This window comes from Raoultella sp., assembly GCF_039594335.1.
GTDB lineage: Bacteria > Pseudomonadota > Gammaproteobacteria > Enterobacterales > Enterobacteriaceae > Klebsiella.
In genome coordinates this window covers 1-15348 of the sequence record NZ_JBCNNS010000029.1, presented here as the reverse complement: position 1 = coordinate 15348, position 15348 = coordinate 1, and the positions used below count along the sequence as shown (strand labels likewise).

Annotated in this window: 13 protein-coding genes; 5 read left to right on the top strand and 8 right to left on the bottom strand. The window is 54.7% G+C overall.

The features are described 5' to 3' along the window. Positions 1-12: 12 nt before the first annotated feature. On the bottom strand, positions 13-1293 hold the full coding sequence (gene hemL, locus ACZAHD_RS07385) for a glutamate-1-semialdehyde 2,1-aminomutase (RefSeq protein WP_462456197.1): 1281 nt from the start codon (positions 1291-1293) through the stop codon (positions 13-15). A 178-nt stretch (positions 1294-1471) separates the two neighbouring features. Between hemL and clcA the strand changes: the two genes are divergently transcribed. Continuing rightward, positions 1472-2890 carry a H(+)/Cl(-) exchange transporter ClcA gene (clcA, locus tag ACZAHD_RS07380; protein WP_049267597.1) on the top strand — a complete coding sequence of 473 codons (1419 nt, stop codon included), beginning with the start codon at positions 1472-1474 and terminating at the stop codon, positions 2888-2890. Positions 2891-2971: 81 nt separating this feature from the next. Continuing rightward, complete coding sequence (gene erpA, locus ACZAHD_RS07375; protein ID WP_004858085.1) at positions 2972-3316, top strand: iron-sulfur cluster insertion protein ErpA; 345 nt, start codon at positions 2972-2974, stop codon at positions 3314-3316. 57 nt (positions 3317-3373) lie between these two features. Here erpA and ACZAHD_RS07370 read toward each other — a convergent pair whose 3' ends face one another. From ACZAHD_RS07370 to mtnN, 3 genes are all read right to left on the bottom strand, one after another. After that, the gene (locus ACZAHD_RS07370; RefSeq protein ID WP_462456196.1) at positions 3374-3997 is read right to left on the bottom strand and encodes a TRIC cation channel family protein; all 624 of its coding nucleotides are present in this window, start codon (positions 3995-3997) and stop codon (positions 3374-3376) included. A 147-nt stretch (positions 3998-4144) separates the two neighbouring features. Further along, positions 4145-4945 carry a vitamin B12 ABC transporter substrate-binding protein BtuF gene (gene btuF / locus ACZAHD_RS07365; protein WP_462456195.1) on the bottom strand — a complete coding sequence of 267 codons (801 nt, stop codon included), beginning with the start codon at positions 4943-4945 and terminating at the stop codon, positions 4145-4147. After that, positions 4938-5636 (bottom strand): 5'-methylthioadenosine/S-adenosylhomocysteine nucleosidase, encoded by a 699-nt coding sequence (gene mtnN / locus ACZAHD_RS07360; protein ID WP_462456194.1) that lies wholly within the window; start codon positions 5634-5636, stop codon positions 4938-4940. Before mtnN ends, btuF begins: the two co-directional genes overlap by 8 nt. An 84-nt stretch (positions 5637-5720) precedes the next feature. Here mtnN and dgt point away from each other — a divergent pair, with 84 nt between their 5' ends. The 3 genes from dgt to ACZAHD_RS07345 all read left to right on the top strand — a co-directional run bounded on the left by dgt (position 5721) and on the right by ACZAHD_RS07345 (position 10158). After that, positions 5721-7235 (top strand): dGTPase, encoded by a 1515-nt coding sequence (dgt, locus tag ACZAHD_RS07355; protein WP_462456193.1) that lies wholly within the window; start codon positions 5721-5723, stop codon positions 7233-7235. Between the two features lie 135 nt (positions 7236-7370). Continuing rightward, the gene (gene degP, locus ACZAHD_RS07350; protein WP_462456217.1) at positions 7371-8810 is read left to right on the top strand and encodes a serine endoprotease DegP; all 1440 of its coding nucleotides are present in this window, start codon (positions 7371-7373) and stop codon (positions 8808-8810) included. A gap of 190 nt (positions 8811-9000) precedes the next feature. Beyond that, entirely contained in the window at positions 9001-10158 is a 1158-nt protein-coding gene (locus tag ACZAHD_RS07345; RefSeq protein ID WP_462456192.1) for a CdaR family transcriptional regulator, read from the top strand. 70 nt (positions 10159-10228) lie between these two features. Here the strand turns inward: ACZAHD_RS07345 and ACZAHD_RS07340 are convergent, their stop codons facing one another. The 4 genes from ACZAHD_RS07340 to map all read right to left on the bottom strand — a co-directional run bounded on the left by ACZAHD_RS07340 (position 10229) and on the right by map (position 15245). Continuing rightward, the gene (locus ACZAHD_RS07340) at positions 10229-10615 is read right to left on the bottom strand and encodes a DUF3461 family protein (RefSeq protein ID WP_100682502.1); all 387 of its coding nucleotides are present in this window, start codon (positions 10613-10615) and stop codon (positions 10229-10231) included. Positions 10616-10722: 107 nt separating this feature from the next. Then, positions 10723-11547 (bottom strand): 2,3,4,5-tetrahydropyridine-2,6-dicarboxylate N-succinyltransferase, encoded by an 825-nt coding sequence (gene dapD / locus ACZAHD_RS07335; protein WP_004858103.1) that lies wholly within the window; start codon positions 11545-11547, stop codon positions 10723-10725. Between the two features lie 35 nt (positions 11548-11582). Further along, a complete protein-coding gene (glnD, locus tag ACZAHD_RS07330) occupies positions 11583-14246 on the bottom strand; it encodes a bifunctional uridylyltransferase/uridylyl-removing protein GlnD (RefSeq protein WP_462456191.1) in 2664 nt (887 codons plus the stop codon). A 204-nt stretch (positions 14247-14450) separates the two neighbouring features. Continuing rightward, positions 14451-15245 carry a type I methionyl aminopeptidase gene (gene map, locus ACZAHD_RS07325; protein WP_100682500.1) on the bottom strand — a complete coding sequence of 265 codons (795 nt, stop codon included), beginning with the start codon at positions 15243-15245 and terminating at the stop codon, positions 14451-14453. Positions 15246-15348 lie beyond the last annotated feature (103 nt).

The window sequence follows — 15348 nt, the reverse complement described above, 5'->3', positions numbered from 1 at the left end:
CCCGACCTTGAATTACAGCTTCGCAAACGCCTTACGGGCGGCGGCGATGGTATCGTTGATATCATCAGGAGTGTGGGCAATCGACATAAAGCCGGCCTCAAATGCCGATGGCGCCAGATAGACGCCTTCTTCCAGCATCAGATGGAAGAAACGCTTAAAGCGTTCAACGTCGCACTTCAGCACATCCTGATAGCAGGTGACCGTTTCGGCATCGGTAAAGAAGAGGCCGAACATACCGCCCACATTATTCACCACCAGCGGAATGCCCGCTTCGCGTGCCGCATCCAGCAGCCCTTGAGAGAGCTGATTGGTTAAACCCGTTAGCGTTTCGTGGACGCCCGGCTGTGCGACTTCGGTCAGGCAGGCAAAACCGGCCGCCATGGCGATCGGGTTGCCAGACAAGGTCCCGGCCTGATACACCGGGCCGGTCGGGGCCAGGGCATCCATTACATCGCGACGACCGCCAAATGCGCCGACCGGCATACCGCCCCCGATGATTTTGCCCAGACAGGTCAGATCCGGCACCACGTTGTAGTATGACTGCGCGCCCGCCAGCGCCACGCGGAAGCCGGTCATCACTTCATCGATAATCAGCAGCGCGCCAAATTCGTCGCACAGCGCGCGAAGGCCAGGCAGGAACGCCGGTAGCGGTGGGATGCAGTTCATGTTGCCGGCGACCGGCTCCACGATGATGCAGGCAATCTCTTGCGGATACTGCTCGAACGCGGCGCGAACGGAAGACAGATCGTTATAGGTGCAGGTCAGGGTATGTTTAGCAAAATCAGCCGGTACGCCCGGTGAGTTCGGTTGGCCCAGCGTCAGCGCGCCGGATCCCGCTTTTACCAGCAGACAGTCAGCGTGGCCGTGATAGCAGCCTTCAAACTTGATGATTTTGTCGCGGCCGGTAAAGCCACGGGCCAGACGAATAGCGCTCATTGTCGCTTCGGTACCGGAGTTCACCATCCGCACCATATCCATTGTTGGAACCAGTTCGGTCACCAGTTCCGCCATTTTGACTTCCATTTCCGTCGGTGCGCCAAAGCTCAGCCCGCGCTCTGCGGCTTCAATCACCGCGTTGCGAATGGCCGGATGGTTATGGCCCAGCACCATGGGTCCCCAGGAACCGACATAATCGATATACGCTTTACCGTCGACATCGTACAGTCTGGCGCCGTCGGCACGTTCGATAAACAGCGGCGTACCGCCCACACCACTAAAGGCGCGGACCGGCGAGTTCACGCCGCCGGGGATGAGTTCACGTGCGGCGCTATAGAGTGTTTCAGATTTGCTCATTGCCATGATCCTGGTTCGTGATAAATGTTTTGCTGGTTATTCTAAGTTATTCCAGGATAGTTATGAAAGTTTTGCCCAATTGAAACAAAGCGCAGCAGGTGCATTTTTCCCGCGACGTAGGACGTTCAGAAGGCTAAAATGTCTCCTTCGTATTTGTATGACTATTGACGATAAGAGTATGAAAACAGAAGCCTCTACTTTTGAAGCAAAACAGATCGTGCGCTTGCGTCGTGGCGATGTGGTTCGTCGCTTGGTTCAGCGTGACAAAACGCCGCTGGCGGTGCTGCTGATGGCCGCCGTGGTCGGCACGCTGGCCGGGCTGGTCGGGGTCGCCTTTGAAAAGAGCGTCAACTGGGTGCAGAACATGCGCATCGGTTCGCTGGTGCAGGTGGCAGATCACGGGTTCCTGATTTGGCCGCTGGCCTTTATTTTATCTGCGTTGCTGGCGATGGTGGGCTATTTCCTGGTGCGCCGTTTCGCACCGGAGGCGGGGGGATCCGGCATACCGGAGATTGAAGGGGCGCTGGAAGAGTTGCGTCCGGTTCGCTGGTGGCGAGTGCTGCCGGTAAAGTTTATCGGCGGGATGGGGACGCTGGGCGCCGGCATGGTGCTCGGTCGCGAAGGTCCGACGGTGCAACTGGGCGGCAACGTCGGGCGAATGGTGCTGGATATCTTCCGCATGCGCAGTCCCGAAGCGCGGCATACGTTGCTGGCCACTGGGGCAGCAGCGGGGCTCTCTGCGGCATTTAACGCGCCGCTGGCAGGGATCTTATTCATTATCGAAGAGATGCGCCCGCAGTTTCGCTACAATTTGATTTCGATTAAAGCCGTCTTTACCGGTGTGATTATGTCGAGTATCGTGTTCCGTATTTTTAATGGCGAATCGGCGATTATTGAAGTCGGCAAGCTGAGCGATGCGCCGGTGAACACGCTATGGCTGTACCTGATCCTGGGGATGATTTTTGGCTGTGTCGGCCCGCTGTTTAATAGCCTGGTACTGCGTACCCAGGACATGTTCCAGCGTATTCATGGCGGCAATACTAAGAAGTGGGTGCTGATTGGCGGGTTAATCGGCGGGATGTGCGGCGTTCTCGGGCTGATTCAACCGGCGGCGGCGGGAGGCGGCTTTAACCTGATTCCGATTGCTGCGGCGGGCAACTTTTCCGTTGGGCTGCTGCTGTTTATCTTTATCGCCCGCGTGATTACCACGTTACTCTGTTTCTCATCCGGGGCGCCCGGCGGCATTTTTGCGCCGATGCTGGCGCTGGGAACCTTGCTGGGAACCGCCTTCGGGATGGCGGTAACACCGATGCTGCCGGCCTATCATCTGGATGCCGGGACTTTTGCGATTGCCGGAATGGGGGCCCTGCTGGCGGCGTCAATCCGCGCTCCGCTGACCGGGATTGTGCTGGTGCTGGAGATGACCGATAACTATCAGCTCATTTTGCCAATGATTATTACCTGTCTTGGCGCAACACTACTGGCGCAATTTCTTGGAGGTAAGCCTTTGTATTCCACGATCCTGGAGCGCACACTGGCGAAACAGGCCGCAGAACAAGCGGCAAAAGCGCAGCAGGTTGCCGGGGAGAATACTTGAACGATTTGACCCCGTATTAGATAATGGCTCATAAGGTCGGGTTATTCTTTAACCGGTCAGAAGTATCAATGGGAGCATAAAATGAGTGATGACGTAGCGTTGCCGCTGGAGTTTACTGAAGCTGCAGCCAAAAAAGTAAAATTCCTGATTGCAGATGAAGACAATCCAAACCTGAAACTGCGTGTGTATATCACCGGTGGTGGTTGCAGTGGTTTTCAGTACGGCTTCACCTTCGACGATCAGGTTAACGAAGGCGATATGACCATCGAAAAACAGGGCGTAGGCCTGGTGGTCGATCCGATGAGCCTGCAGTATCTGGTCGGCGGTGCCGTCGACTACACTGAAGGCCTGGAAGGCTCGCGCTTTATCGTGACCAACCCGAATGCGAAAAGCACCTGCGGCTGCGGGTCTTCATTCAGCGTCTGATCTTCGCACTGGATTCTCGCCCCGGCAGATCTTCTCCGCCGGGGCAATTTCCCCGTTTTAACGCCCGTTATCGTCGAGAGCAAAAGTCGGCAGCTTCAGATGCCAACGGATGGCCGCAAGGCGAATCACCAGCGTGACGGCCATTCCCATCATCGCTGAATTTTGGAGCGAAATATGAAAAGTGTCATAGGCCGTGGCGTGCACGATACCGCCGACAATACAGGCCGTGGCATAGATTTCCGTGCGTAAAATCATCGGAATTTCGCGGGCCAGTACATCGCGAATGATCCCGCCACCCACGCCGGTGACGACACCCATACAGATAGCGACCAGCGGGCCGCTATGGGCCATAAACGCTTTATTCACCCCGATGCCGACAAATACCGCCAGACCAACAGCATCAAGCACCGGCAATATCCATTTCGGTAGCCGGCGCGGTTGACGCACCAGCAGAATAGTCATCATGCTGGTGACCATCGCCACCACCAGGTCAGTCGGGTCTTTTACCCAAAACACCGGGCCATTGGCGAGCGCCATATCGCGAATGGTTCCACCGCCCACGGCGGTGACCACGCCGAGCACCAGCACGCCAAAGGGGTCCATCCGGAGTTTACCGGCCAACAAGACGCCCGAGATAGCAAATACGGCGGTGCCAATAATATCCAGCCAATAGACTAGCATCGTCAGTTCTCGTTAAGCGCCCGGGTTCCCCAGGGCTATTTTTACTCATCAAATTGAACCGGCACAGCGTCCGTCAGGCGTACATATAATAGTCGCGCGCTGGCGTTCTCTGTGCCGGATGTCGTTATTGCCCTACGCAAACGGTGCTTATTTAACCTGCCCGAGCGCCTCGCAGAGCTGTTTTGCGGCGAGAATAATACGCGGGCTTGCGCGTTCAAACCAGTCGCCATCTACTGCAATTAGGGGGATTTTTAACTGATTATGCCAGTAGCGTTCAACTTCAGGGAGTTGGTTGGTATCGCCAGCGATAACGATAGCCTGAGGTTGTCTTGCCAGCACCTGCTCACGGCTCACCTGGGGCCAGGGAACCGGGCTGGAGGCAAATATATTGTCACCGCCGCACAGCGTCAGTACCTGGTCCTGAATCGATCCCCTACTGCTGGTAAAAAGGGGATTGGCGCCAAACTGCAGAAAGACGCGTTTTTTTGGCGTATGTGCGTAGCGGGCTCTGAGGGCATCATAGTCGTCCTGCATTTGCTGTACGGATGCGCGGGCCTTTTCCGGCTGCGGACTCCACTGCGCCAGCTGTCGCAGTGTCGAAATGATCTCTTCAACCGTGGCAGTATTGACCCAGAGTACCTTGATCCCCAGCGCACTCAGTTGATTAACCTGCCGTTCGGCATTGCCGCCGCGCCATGCCAGAATCAGATCTGGCTTCAGCGCAACGATGCGCTCCAGGTTCATCCCTTGCCAGCTGGCAACCTGTTCGATACCGGCAGCTTCCGGTGGATAATCGGAAAAGCTGCTGACGCCAACCGGCGTAATACCGGCGGCAAAGGCCAGTTCGGTATTGGACGGTGACAGCGTGATGACCCGCGGCGCGGCGAAGAGCCACGCCGGGGTGAGCAGTAGCAGAGCGGCAAGCGCCCGTTTTAGCGACCTAGCCACGCGCCAGCGTCTGTACCAGCTTCTCCACCATCAGCGTAGATTGTCTGGCGGCAACGGTGAGGAACTCATCAAAGCTCAGATGAGACTGCTGATCCGCAACGTCGGAAATCGCGCGTACGACCACGAACGGCACGCCGAAGTTGTGGCAAACATGGGCAATCGCCGTTGCTTCCATTTCAACCGCTACGGCCTGCGGGAAGTTGTGGCGGATTTTCGCCAGCCCGACCGATCCGTTGATGAACGCGTCACCGCTGACGATCAGACCGCGCACCGCGTTCAGATTCAGCGCCTCGATGCAGCTTTGCGCGGCGGCAATCAGCTTATCGTCGGCTTTGAAGCCTGCCGGGCAGCCTGGCAACTGGCCATACTCATAACCAAAGGCGGTGACGTCAGCATCGTGGTAGCGTGTCTCGTCGGAAATGACGATGTCGCCGACCTTCAGCGTCGACGCCAGTCCGCCTGCGGAACCGGTGTTGATAATCACGTCCGGTTTGCAAATCTCCAGCAGCAGGGCTGCGCCCATGGCCGCCGCCACTTTACCAATGCCTGATTTGAGCAGGACAACATCGGTGCCGTTCAACTGGCCGGTGTAAATTTCGCTCCCGCCATGAGTCAGAGTCTGACGGTTTTCGATTTTGTCGCGCAGAAGGGTAACTTCTTCTTCCATAGCGCCAATAATGCCAATTTTCATAGATTTACTCGCGATGTTTCAGGTTTAGTTGCATAGTCTATCATGCACTCAGAGGGAAACGTTATTGCTCGCGCGGGAGAGGCCATGGCAAAGATTGATTTTCGCAACAAGATTAACTGGCGTCGGCGCTACCGCTCGCCGCAAGGGGTCGAAACGGAACGTGAGATCCTACGTATTTTTGAAAGCGATCGCGGGCGAATTATCAACTCGCCAGCAATCCGCCGTTTACAGCAAAAAACCCAGGTCTTCCCGTTAGAGCGTAATGCCGCGGTGCGTACCAGGCTAACCCACTCTCTTGAAGTTCAGCAGGTGGGACGCTATATCGCTAAAGAGATCCTCAGCCGCCTGAAAGAGCAGCGTCTGTTGGGAGCCTATGGGCTGGATGAGCTCACCGGGCCGTTTGAGAGCGTGGTGGAAATGGCCTGTCTGATGCATGACATCGGCAATCCGCCGTTCGGCCATTTTGGCGAGGCGGCGATAAATGACTGGTTCCGTCAGCGGCTGGTGCCTGACGATGCGGCCGGCGCGCCGTTAGCGCAAGATCGTTGCTCGGTGGGGGCGCTCCGTTTGCAGGAGGGGGCTGCCGAACTGAACGTGCAGCGGAGCAAAGTTCGTCAGGATCTGTGCTGGTTTGAAGGGAACGCGCAGGGTATTCGCTTAGTGCATACCCTCATGCGGATGAATCTGACCTGGGCGCAGGTTGGCTGCATTCTAAAATATACCCGCCCGGCATGGTGGCGGGGAGAACTCCCTTCCAGCCACAGCTATTTAATGAAAAAGCCTGGTTATTATTTAGCCGAAGAGGGCTATGTTGAGAGGTTGCGTAAAGAACTTGCTCTGGCTCCTTACAATCGTTTTCCTTTGACATGGATTATGGAGGCGGCAGACGATATCTCATATTGTGTGGCCGATCTTGAGGATGCGGTAGAAAAACGTATTTTCAGCGTAGAACAACTTTATCAACTTCTCCACGAGGCGTGGGGACAGCATGAGAAAGGCTCTTTATTTTCGCAGGTGGTAGAAAATGCCTGGGATAAATCACGTGCTAATTCTTTGAGTCGGAGTACGGAAGATCAGTTCTTTATGTATTTACGAGTCAATACGCTGAATAAACTGGTACCGTATGCTGCTCGCCGGTTTATCGATAATTTACCGAAGATCTTTACCGGTGATTTTAATCATGCGCTGCTTGAGGACGATAGCGACTGTAGTCAACTGCTTGAGCTATATAAAAATGTCGCGATAAAACATGTGTTTAGTCATCCTGATGTTGAACAGCTGGAATTACAAGGCTATCGGGTGATTAGCGGTCTTCTGGATATCTATGAGCCGCTGTTAAAATTATCGCTGGAGGAGTTCAGCTTATTAGTGGAGAAAGAACGCGTGAGGAGCTTACCTATCGCCTCGCGCTTGTTCCAGAAACTTTCGACGCGTCATCGGTTGGCCTATGTTGAAGCAGTAAATAAGGTTTCACGGGATGCTGAAGAATTTCCTGTGATGGAATATTATTATCGCTGCCGTCTGATACAGGACTATATCAGTGGGATGACGGATTTGTATGCATGGGATGAATATCGACGCTTGATGGCGGTAGAATAAGTACAGGTTTTGTAAAGACGGACAATAAATTTTTACTTTTTCCAGATACTTAATTCCGGAACTTAGCGCGATAAAATGACTCTGATAGTCACATACATAGCAATTTGCGTTATCTAAAATAGAGATTGAGACATGATGAAAAAAACCACGTTAGCAATGAGTGCTCTGGCTCTGAGTTTAGGTCTGGCGTTATCACCGCTCTCTGCGAGCGCGGCAGAAACGTCCTCTTCGGCCTCAAGTACACAGCAAATGCCAAGTCTGGCGCCAATGCTGGAAAAAGTGATGCCGTCGGTTGTCAGCATTAATGTTGAGGGCAGCACGACCGTTAACACTCCACGGATGCCGCGTAACTTCCAGCAGTTCTTTGGTGATAATTCACCGTTCTGCCAGGATGGTTCGCCGTTCCAGAGTTCTCCGTTCTGTCAGGGCGGAGGACCGGGCGGTGGGGCACCGGGTGATGGCAGCCAGCAGCAGAAATTTATGGCGCTGGGCTCCGGGGTCATCATCGATGCGGATAAAGGCTACGTCGTGACCAATAACCACGTTGTGGATAATGCGACCACGATCAAAGTCCAACTGAGCGACGGACGTAAGTTTGATGCCAAAGTCGTTGGCAAAGATCCGCGTTCCGATATTGCGCTGATCCAGATTCAGGATCCGAAAAATTTGACGGCGATTAAGCTGGCGGATTCCGATGCGCTGCGCGTCGGCGACTACACCGTGGCGATCGGTAACCCGTTTGGTTTGGGTGAAACCGTCACTTCGGGGATTGTCTCCGCGCTTGGTCGTAGCGGCCTGAACGTTGAAAACTACGAAAACTTTATCCAGACCGATGCGGCGATCAACCGCGGTAACTCCGGCGGTGCGCTGGTGAATCTGAACGGTGAACTGATCGGCATTAACACCGCGATCCTGGCGCCGGACGGCGGCAATATCGGTATCGGGTTTGCCATCCCAAGTAACATGGTCAAAAACCTGACCGAGCAGATGGTTAAGTATGGCCAGGTGAAACGCGGCGAGCTGGGTATTATGGGGACCGAGCTGAACTCTGAGCTGGCGAAAGCCATGAAGGTCGATGCGCAGCGCGGCGCCTTCGTCAGTCAGGTGATGCCGGGTTCTGCGGCCGCGAAAGCGGGTATCAAAGCCGGTGACGTGATTACTTCGCTGAACGGTAAGCCTATCAGCAGCTTTGCCGCGCTGCGTGCGCAAGTCGGTACCATGCCTATCGGTAGCAAAGTTCAGTTGGGCCTGGTCCGCGATGGCAAACCGGTCAATGTGACCGTCGAGCTGCAGCAGAGTAGCCAGACTCAGGTTGACTCCAGCACCATCTTCAATGGTATTGAAGGTGCGGAAATGAGCAACAAAGGTCAGGACAAAGGTGTGGTGGTCAATAATGTGAAAGCGGGGACTCCGGCAGCACAAATTGGCCTCAAGAAAGGTGACGTTATCGTCGGTGCTAACCAGCAACCGGTGAAAAATATTGCCGAACTGCGCAAAATCTTCGATGCCAAACCTTCGGTACTGGCCCTGAACATTCAGCGTGGCGATAGCACTATCTATCTACTGATGCAGTAATCGCAAACGGCTAAATCAGCCCCTTCTCCTCGCTGAGGGAAGGGGCTTTTTTTTGCCCCGATATTCGGTGTACTTTCCTTTCTGTGACTTCACACGCAACTCCATACTTCTGTGCCCTGCTTTATGCATATGCACAATGCGGCGTCCAGCCGACTCTTTTATGCTGGCCTCCTGTTCACGGGAGGATTACATGGCTGGCTGGCATCTTGATACCAACATGGCGCAGGATATCGTGGCACGTACGATGCGCATCATTGATACCAATATCAACGTAATGGACGCCCGCGGGCGCATTATCGGCAGCGGCGATCGCGAACGAATTGGGGAATTGCACGAAGGCGCGCTGCTGGTTCTTTCTCAGGGACGGGTCGTGGATATTGACGATGCGGTAGCTCGCCATCTGCACGGCGTGCGTCAGGGGATCAACCTGCCTTTGCGGCTGGAGGGAGAGATCGTCGGTGTGATTGGTCTGACCGGCGAACCAGAAACGCTGCGCAAATATGGTGAGTTGGTGTGCATGACTGCCGAAATGATGCTGGAGCAATCCCGGCTGATGCATCTTCTGGCCCAGGATAGCCGCCTGCGTGAAGAACTGGTCATGAATCTGATTCAGGCCGAAGAGCATACGCCTGCGTTAACCGAGTGGGCGCAGCGGCTGGGTATCGATCTGAACCAGCCCCGGGTGGTCGCGATGATTGAAGTGGATAGTGGTCAGCTCGGCGTAGACAGCGCGATGGCCGAACTGCAGCAACTACAAACCGCCTTGACCACACCCGATCGCAATAATCTGGTGGCGATTGTCTCCCTGACCGAGATGGTGGTACTCAAACCGGCATTGAATGCCTTTGGCCGCTGGGACGCAGAGGAACACCGCAAAAGGATCGATCAGCTGATCGCCCGAATGAAAGAAAACGGCCAGCTGCGTTTTCGCGTGGCGCTGGGTAACTTCTTTACCGGTCCCGGCAGCATCGCCCGTTCCTGGCGTACCGCTCGCACCACAATGATGGTCGGTAAGCAGCGTATGCCCGAGAGCCGCAGCTATTTTTATCAGGATTTAATGTTACCGGTGCTGCTCGATAGTCTGCGCGGCGGCTGGCAGGCGAATGAACTCGCCCGTCCGCTGGTCCGGCTGAAAGCGATGGATAATAACGGTCTGTTGCGACGAACGCTACAAGCCTGGTTTCGCCATAATGTGCAGCCGCTGGCGACGTCAAAGGCGCTGTTTATTCATCGTAATACGCTGGAGTATCGCCTGAATCGTATTGCTGAACTGACGGGGCTGGACCTGGGGAATTTTGACGATCGTCTGTTGCTATATATCGCGCTGCAGTTGGATGAGCAAAGATAGTCTGTCTCAGACAAAAAAACGCCGGGTGGCAGCTTCGCCTGACCCGGCTTACAGCGCCATCCACGTACGGCTATTTGCGCGTCAGTTTTTCCAGATCGGCTTCAATTTCACTGATCTTATGGGTGACGACGCTTTCCAGATGACGCAGATCGTCGAGGATCTTACGTTTAAGGTCGACTTCGGTACGATCGCGCTGGCAGATCTGATCCAGCTCATCGATAACGTAGCGCAGATTCGGGCTAATTTCCTGAACCTCTTTATACCCCTGGCCTACACCATCGGCGACAACGGTCTTACGCTGGCGCGGGTATTTAAACTTGACGCTTTTAGCGAAAAACTCGCCTTTGTCTTTCTGAAAATAAATTTTCAGAATGTCGTTGTTGGCTTCCTGCCGCAGGCTATAGCGATCGATCTCATCAGGATTGGTAATGCCAAGACTTTTCAGATTATCGTACATAACGGTACCTTTGATATCATCATAACCTTTGAATAATTAACGAAAAGATCCATCTTCGCCAGCTTTAAATATAAAAAAAGCGGGATATCTCCCGCTTTTTATTCTGCTTAGTCGATGGTACGCAGCAGTTCGTTAATACCGACCTTGCCGCGAGTTTTCGCATCCACCTTCTTCACGATAACGGCGCAGTACAGGCTGTACTTGCCATCTTTCGACGGCAGGTTGCCGGAAACCACCACTGAGCCCGCCGGAACGCGGCCGTAATGGACTTCGCCGGTTTCGCGATCGTAAATTTTGGTGCTCTGACCTAGGTACACGCCCATGGAGATCACGGAACCTTCTTCAACGATCACGCCTTCGACCACTTCAGAGCGTGCGCCGATGAAGCAGTTGTCTTCAATGATTGTCGGGTTAGCCTGCAGCGGCTCCAGTACGCCACCGATACCGACGCCGCCGGACAGGTGCACGTTTTTACCGATCTGCGCGCAGGAGCCCACGGTGGCCCAGGTGTCCACCATGGAGCCTTCATCCACGTAGGCGCCAATGTTGACGTAGGACGGCATCAGCACGGTGTTGCGGGCAATAAATGCACCCTGGCGAACCGCTGCCGGCGGAACCACGCGGAAGCCTTCTTTCTGGAAACGCGCTTCATCATAGTCAGCGAATTTCATCGGTACTTTATCGAAGTAGCGGCTTTCAGCACCGTCGATAACCTGGTTATCGTTAATACGGAAAGAGAGCAGAACCGCCTTCTTCAGCCATTGATGGGTGACCCACTGGCCATCGATCTTTTCAGCGACACGCAGCGCGCCGGAATCAAGCAGAGAAATCACCTGGTTAACCGCTTCGCGGGTTACGGTATCCACATTTGCCGGCGTGATGTCGGCGCGACGCTCAAAAGCGGACTCAATAACATTCTGTAATTGCTGCATTGTTTTACTCTTTCTCTTTACACATTAAAAGTTCGTCACCCTTTATCGTTTGGATTGAGGGCCTCTGTCAACCGTTGTTGTACTTCTTGCTGCAGCGCATTATTAAGCGCACGCCGGTCCGCCGTCGCGATTATAAATAAATCTTCTACTCGCTCACCGATTGTCGTAATTCTCGCTCCGTGAAGCGAAATATTGAGGTCGGCGAATACCTGACCCACGCGAGCCAGCAGGCCCGGCTGATCGAGCGCAATCAGTTCAAGAAACGATTTTCTGTCGGTGTGTGTCGGCAGGAAATTAACTTCGGTAACGACGGAGAAATGGCGAAGTTTTGCCGCCTGACGGCGCGGGGCTGGCGGCTGCCAGCTGCGCTGGGTGATGGTCTGTTCCAGACCGTTGCGGATCATCTCGTGGCGATCGGCGGAAAGCGGACTGCCGTCCGGCTCCAGCACAATAAAGGTATCCATCGCCATGCCATCGCGGGTGGTAAAAATCTGAGCATCGTGAACGCTGAGGTTGCGGCGATCCAGCTCGCCGCAGACGGCGGCAAACAGATACGGGCGGTCCGGGCTCCAGATAAAAATTTCGGTCCCGCCGCGCGTGGCCTGCGAGCTGAGCAGGATCATCGGTTTGCTCAGGTCGTGTTTGAGCAAATTGCGGGCGTGCCAGGCGAGCTGGTTGGGCGTATGGCGCACGAAGTAGTTGGCGCGGCAGCGATTCCAGATTTGATGCAGCGCCTCTTCATTAATATTTTCCATCCGCAGGAGCGCCAGCGCCTGCAACTGATGATGGCGTACCCGTTCGCGCATATCCGGCGTGCTTTGCATGCCGCGGCGCAGCTGTTTTTCGGTGGCAAAATAGAGTTCGCGCAGCAGACTCTGTTTCCAGCTGTTCCACAAGGTTTCGTTGGTCGCACAGATATCGGCGACGGTCAGGCACACCAGGTAGCGCAGGCGGTTTTCGGTTTGCACCTCTTCGGCAAACTGCTTGATGACTTCCGGATCCTGAATATCTCGGCGCTGAGCGGTGACCGACATCAACAGATGATGGCGTACCAGCCATGCCACCAACTGGGTTTCCCGTGAGTTAAGCCCGTGCAGCTCGGCGAATTTCAGCACATCCTGGGCGCCCAGGACCGAATGATCGCCGCCGCGACCTTTGGCAATGTCATGGAACAGGGCGGCAATCAGAATCAGCTCCGGGTGCGTCAGGCGAGGCCACAGTTCCACGCACAGCGGGTGGCGCCTGCGGGTCTCTTCTTTGGCGAAGCTTTCCAGCTTCAGCAGCACGCGGATAGTATGTTCATCGACCGTATAGGAATGAAACAGGTCAAACTGCATCTGGCCCACGATATGCGACCACTGCGGCATATAGGCCCACAGTACACTGTGGCGATGCATCGGCAACAGCCCCCGGCTGACCGCGCCCTGATGGCGCAACATGCTGAGGAAAATAGTTCGGGCTTCCGGGATATAGCACAGCGGCTGCGTCAGGTGGCGCCGCGCGTGGCGCAGGTGGCGAAGCGTCGTCGAGTAAATGCCGGTGATGTTGCTGTTACGCACCATAATATAGAACATGCGCAGGATCGCCTGCGGTTCGCGGATAAACAGCGTGTCGTCGCGCAGGTCAATCAGCGTGCCGCGCAACTGAAAATCATCATCGATGGACCGAGGCTTTTCATCTTCGGTGAGGGCGAGGATTGCTTCATCAAACAGCTGGAGCAGCATCTGATTCAGTTCGCTGACCCGCCGGGTGACGCGGAAGAAATCCTTCATCATGTATTCGATAGGCTGATTGCCTTCGCCTTCGTAGCGCAGTCGGCGGGCGACGCTGAACTGGCGATCGAATAACAGGCGGTTGTCGTAGCGGTTTAACTCGAGGTGCAGCGCAAAGCGAATACGCCACAACTGGTGCAGACATTCGTTAAGCTCGTTACGTTCGGCTTCGGTAAGAAAGCCGAAGCCGACCATTTCATCCAGCGAGGTGGCGCCGAAGTGGCGACGGGCGACCCATTGGAGGGTGTGAATATCTCGCAGGCCGCCAGGACTGCTTTTCACGTCCGGTTCGAGGTTATAACTGGTGCCGTGGTAGCGCTGGTGGCGGATGTTCTGCTCTTCGACCTTGGCGGCAAAAAACTTCTCTGAGGGCCAGAAACCATCGCTGAAGATATGTTTCTGCAGTTCAAGAAACAGGGCTACATCACCAATCAGCAGGCGAGATTCAATCAGGTTGGTCGCGACGCTAAGATCGGACAGTCCTTCCAGCAGGCACTCTTCGAGCGTGCGCACGCTGTGGCCGACTTCGAGCTTGATATCCCACAGCAGCGTCAGCAGTTCGCCCACTTTCTGCGCCTGCTCATCGGAGAGTTTTTTACGGCTGAGAATCAGCAGGTCAACATCGGAGAGCGGGTGCAGCTCGCCACGACCGTATCCGCCGACTGCGACCAGTGCCAGATCGCTGACCGGACCAAAGCCGTAATCAACCCACAGGCGCTGGAGCAGTTGGTCGATAAATTCGGTTCGCGCTTCGATTAGCTGCCCGGCGGGGATACCACTATCAAACGCTTCACCCAGCCAGCGCTGGAAAATATCAAGATGTGCCTTGATAGTGGCACAGTTCAAATCACCTTGTGGCCAGCTACCCGGATTCTCAGGCTGAGCGGAGAGGGTAGGGAGGACAGTATCAGGTAAAGAGTTACTCATCGCGTCACCATAAGAAAAAACTATCACCCATAAAAAATCGCCGGGAGCGATTTTTAACGTCGCTTGCGGCGGCCCGCAGGGTGACGGGCAGGACGCCCGTCATAAAAAATCGCCGGGAGCGGATTTTTAATGTCGCTTGCGGCAGCTCAAAGGGGGACGGGCAGGATGCCCGTCATAAAAAAGCCGGCGGGCGCCGGCTTTTCGTTATGCGTTGTGTGAGATTATCGCCGGGATGGTGTCATCCTTGCGTAACGTCAGAATCTCACAGCCGTTCTCTGTCACCACAATAGTATGCTCGTACTGCGCAGACAAGCTCCGGTCTTTGGTTTTCACCGTCCAGCCGTCTTTCATACTGCGGATCTCTTTCTTGCCGGCATTGACCATCGGTTCGATGGTAAAGGTCATGCCCGGCTTGAGCACCACATTGGTCTCAGGCGAGTCGTAATGCAATACCTGCGGCTCTTCATGGAAACCGCGACCGATACCGTGACCGCAATATTCACGCACCACCGAGAAACCTTCCGCTTCGACGAATTTCTGGATCGCCGCACCGATGGCGCGTAGGTTAATTCCCGGCTTAACCATCTTCAGAGCCAGATACAGGCTTTCCTGGGTGATGCGGCACAGGCGCTCGCCGAGAATCGTCGGTTTGCCGACGATGAACATCTTAGAGGTGTCGCCGTGGAAATCATCCTTAATTACCGTGACATCAATGTTGACGATGTCGCCGTCTTTCAACAGTTTTTCGTCGTCAGGAATCCCGTGACAGACGACTTCGTTAATAGAGATGCACACCGATTTTGGGTAGCCGTGGTAGCCGAGGCAGGCGGAAATCGCTTTCTGTTCGTTTACAATATAATCGTTACAGATACGGTCCAGTTCGCCGGTGCTGACGCCCGGTTTAACGTAGGGTTCGATCATTTCCAGCACTTCGGCGGCCAAGCGGCCGGCGACGCGCATTTTTTCGATGTCTTCAGATGTTTTGATAGATATAGCCATGGATTGTGTCCAGCTGTGTCGGTTTTCTCGACAATAATAGAGTTATTCCTGCCAATGTTAACAGTCAGGATGTCCTGGTGCCAAATTGAGAATCATTAACAGC

What these genes read in the sequence shown, in the direction of transcription:
- hemL (WP_462456197.1), bottom strand. Translation starts at nt 1,293, where the DNA reads ATGAGCAAATCTGAAACACTCTATAGCGCCGCACGTGAACTCATCCCC.
- clcA (WP_049267597.1), top strand. Translation starts at nt 1,472, where the DNA reads ATGAAAACAGAAGCCTCTACTTTTGAAGCAAAACAGATCGTGCGCTTG.
- erpA (WP_004858085.1), top strand. Translation starts at nt 2,972, where the DNA reads ATGAGTGATGACGTAGCGTTGCCGCTGGAGTTTACTGAAGCTGCAGCC.
- ACZAHD_RS07370 (WP_462456196.1), bottom strand. Translation starts at nt 3,997, where the DNA reads ATGCTAGTCTATTGGCTGGATATTATTGGCACCGCCGTATTTGCTATC.
- mtnN (WP_462456194.1), bottom strand. Translation starts at nt 5,636, where the DNA reads ATGAAAATTGGCATTATTGGCGCTATGGAAGAAGAAGTTACCCTTCTG.
- dgt (WP_462456193.1), top strand. Translation starts at nt 5,721, where the DNA reads ATGGCAAAGATTGATTTTCGCAACAAGATTAACTGGCGTCGGCGCTAC.
- degP (WP_462456217.1), top strand. Translation starts at nt 7,371, where the DNA reads ATGAAAAAAACCACGTTAGCAATGAGTGCTCTGGCTCTGAGTTTAGGT.
- ACZAHD_RS07345 (WP_462456192.1), top strand. Translation starts at nt 9,001, where the DNA reads ATGGCTGGCTGGCATCTTGATACCAACATGGCGCAGGATATCGTGGCA.
- ACZAHD_RS07340 (WP_100682502.1), bottom strand. Translation starts at nt 10,615, where the DNA reads ATGTACGATAATCTGAAAAGTCTTGGCATTACCAATCCTGATGAGATC.
- dapD (WP_004858103.1), bottom strand. Translation starts at nt 11,547, where the DNA reads ATGCAGCAATTACAGAATGTTATTGAGTCCGCTTTTGAGCGTCGCGCC.
- glnD (WP_462456191.1), bottom strand. Translation starts at nt 14,246, where the DNA reads ATGAGTAACTCTTTACCTGATACTGTCCTCCCTACCCTCTCCGCTCAG.
- map (WP_100682500.1), bottom strand. Translation starts at nt 15,245, where the DNA reads ATGGCTATATCTATCAAAACATCTGAAGACATCGAAAAAATGCGCGTC.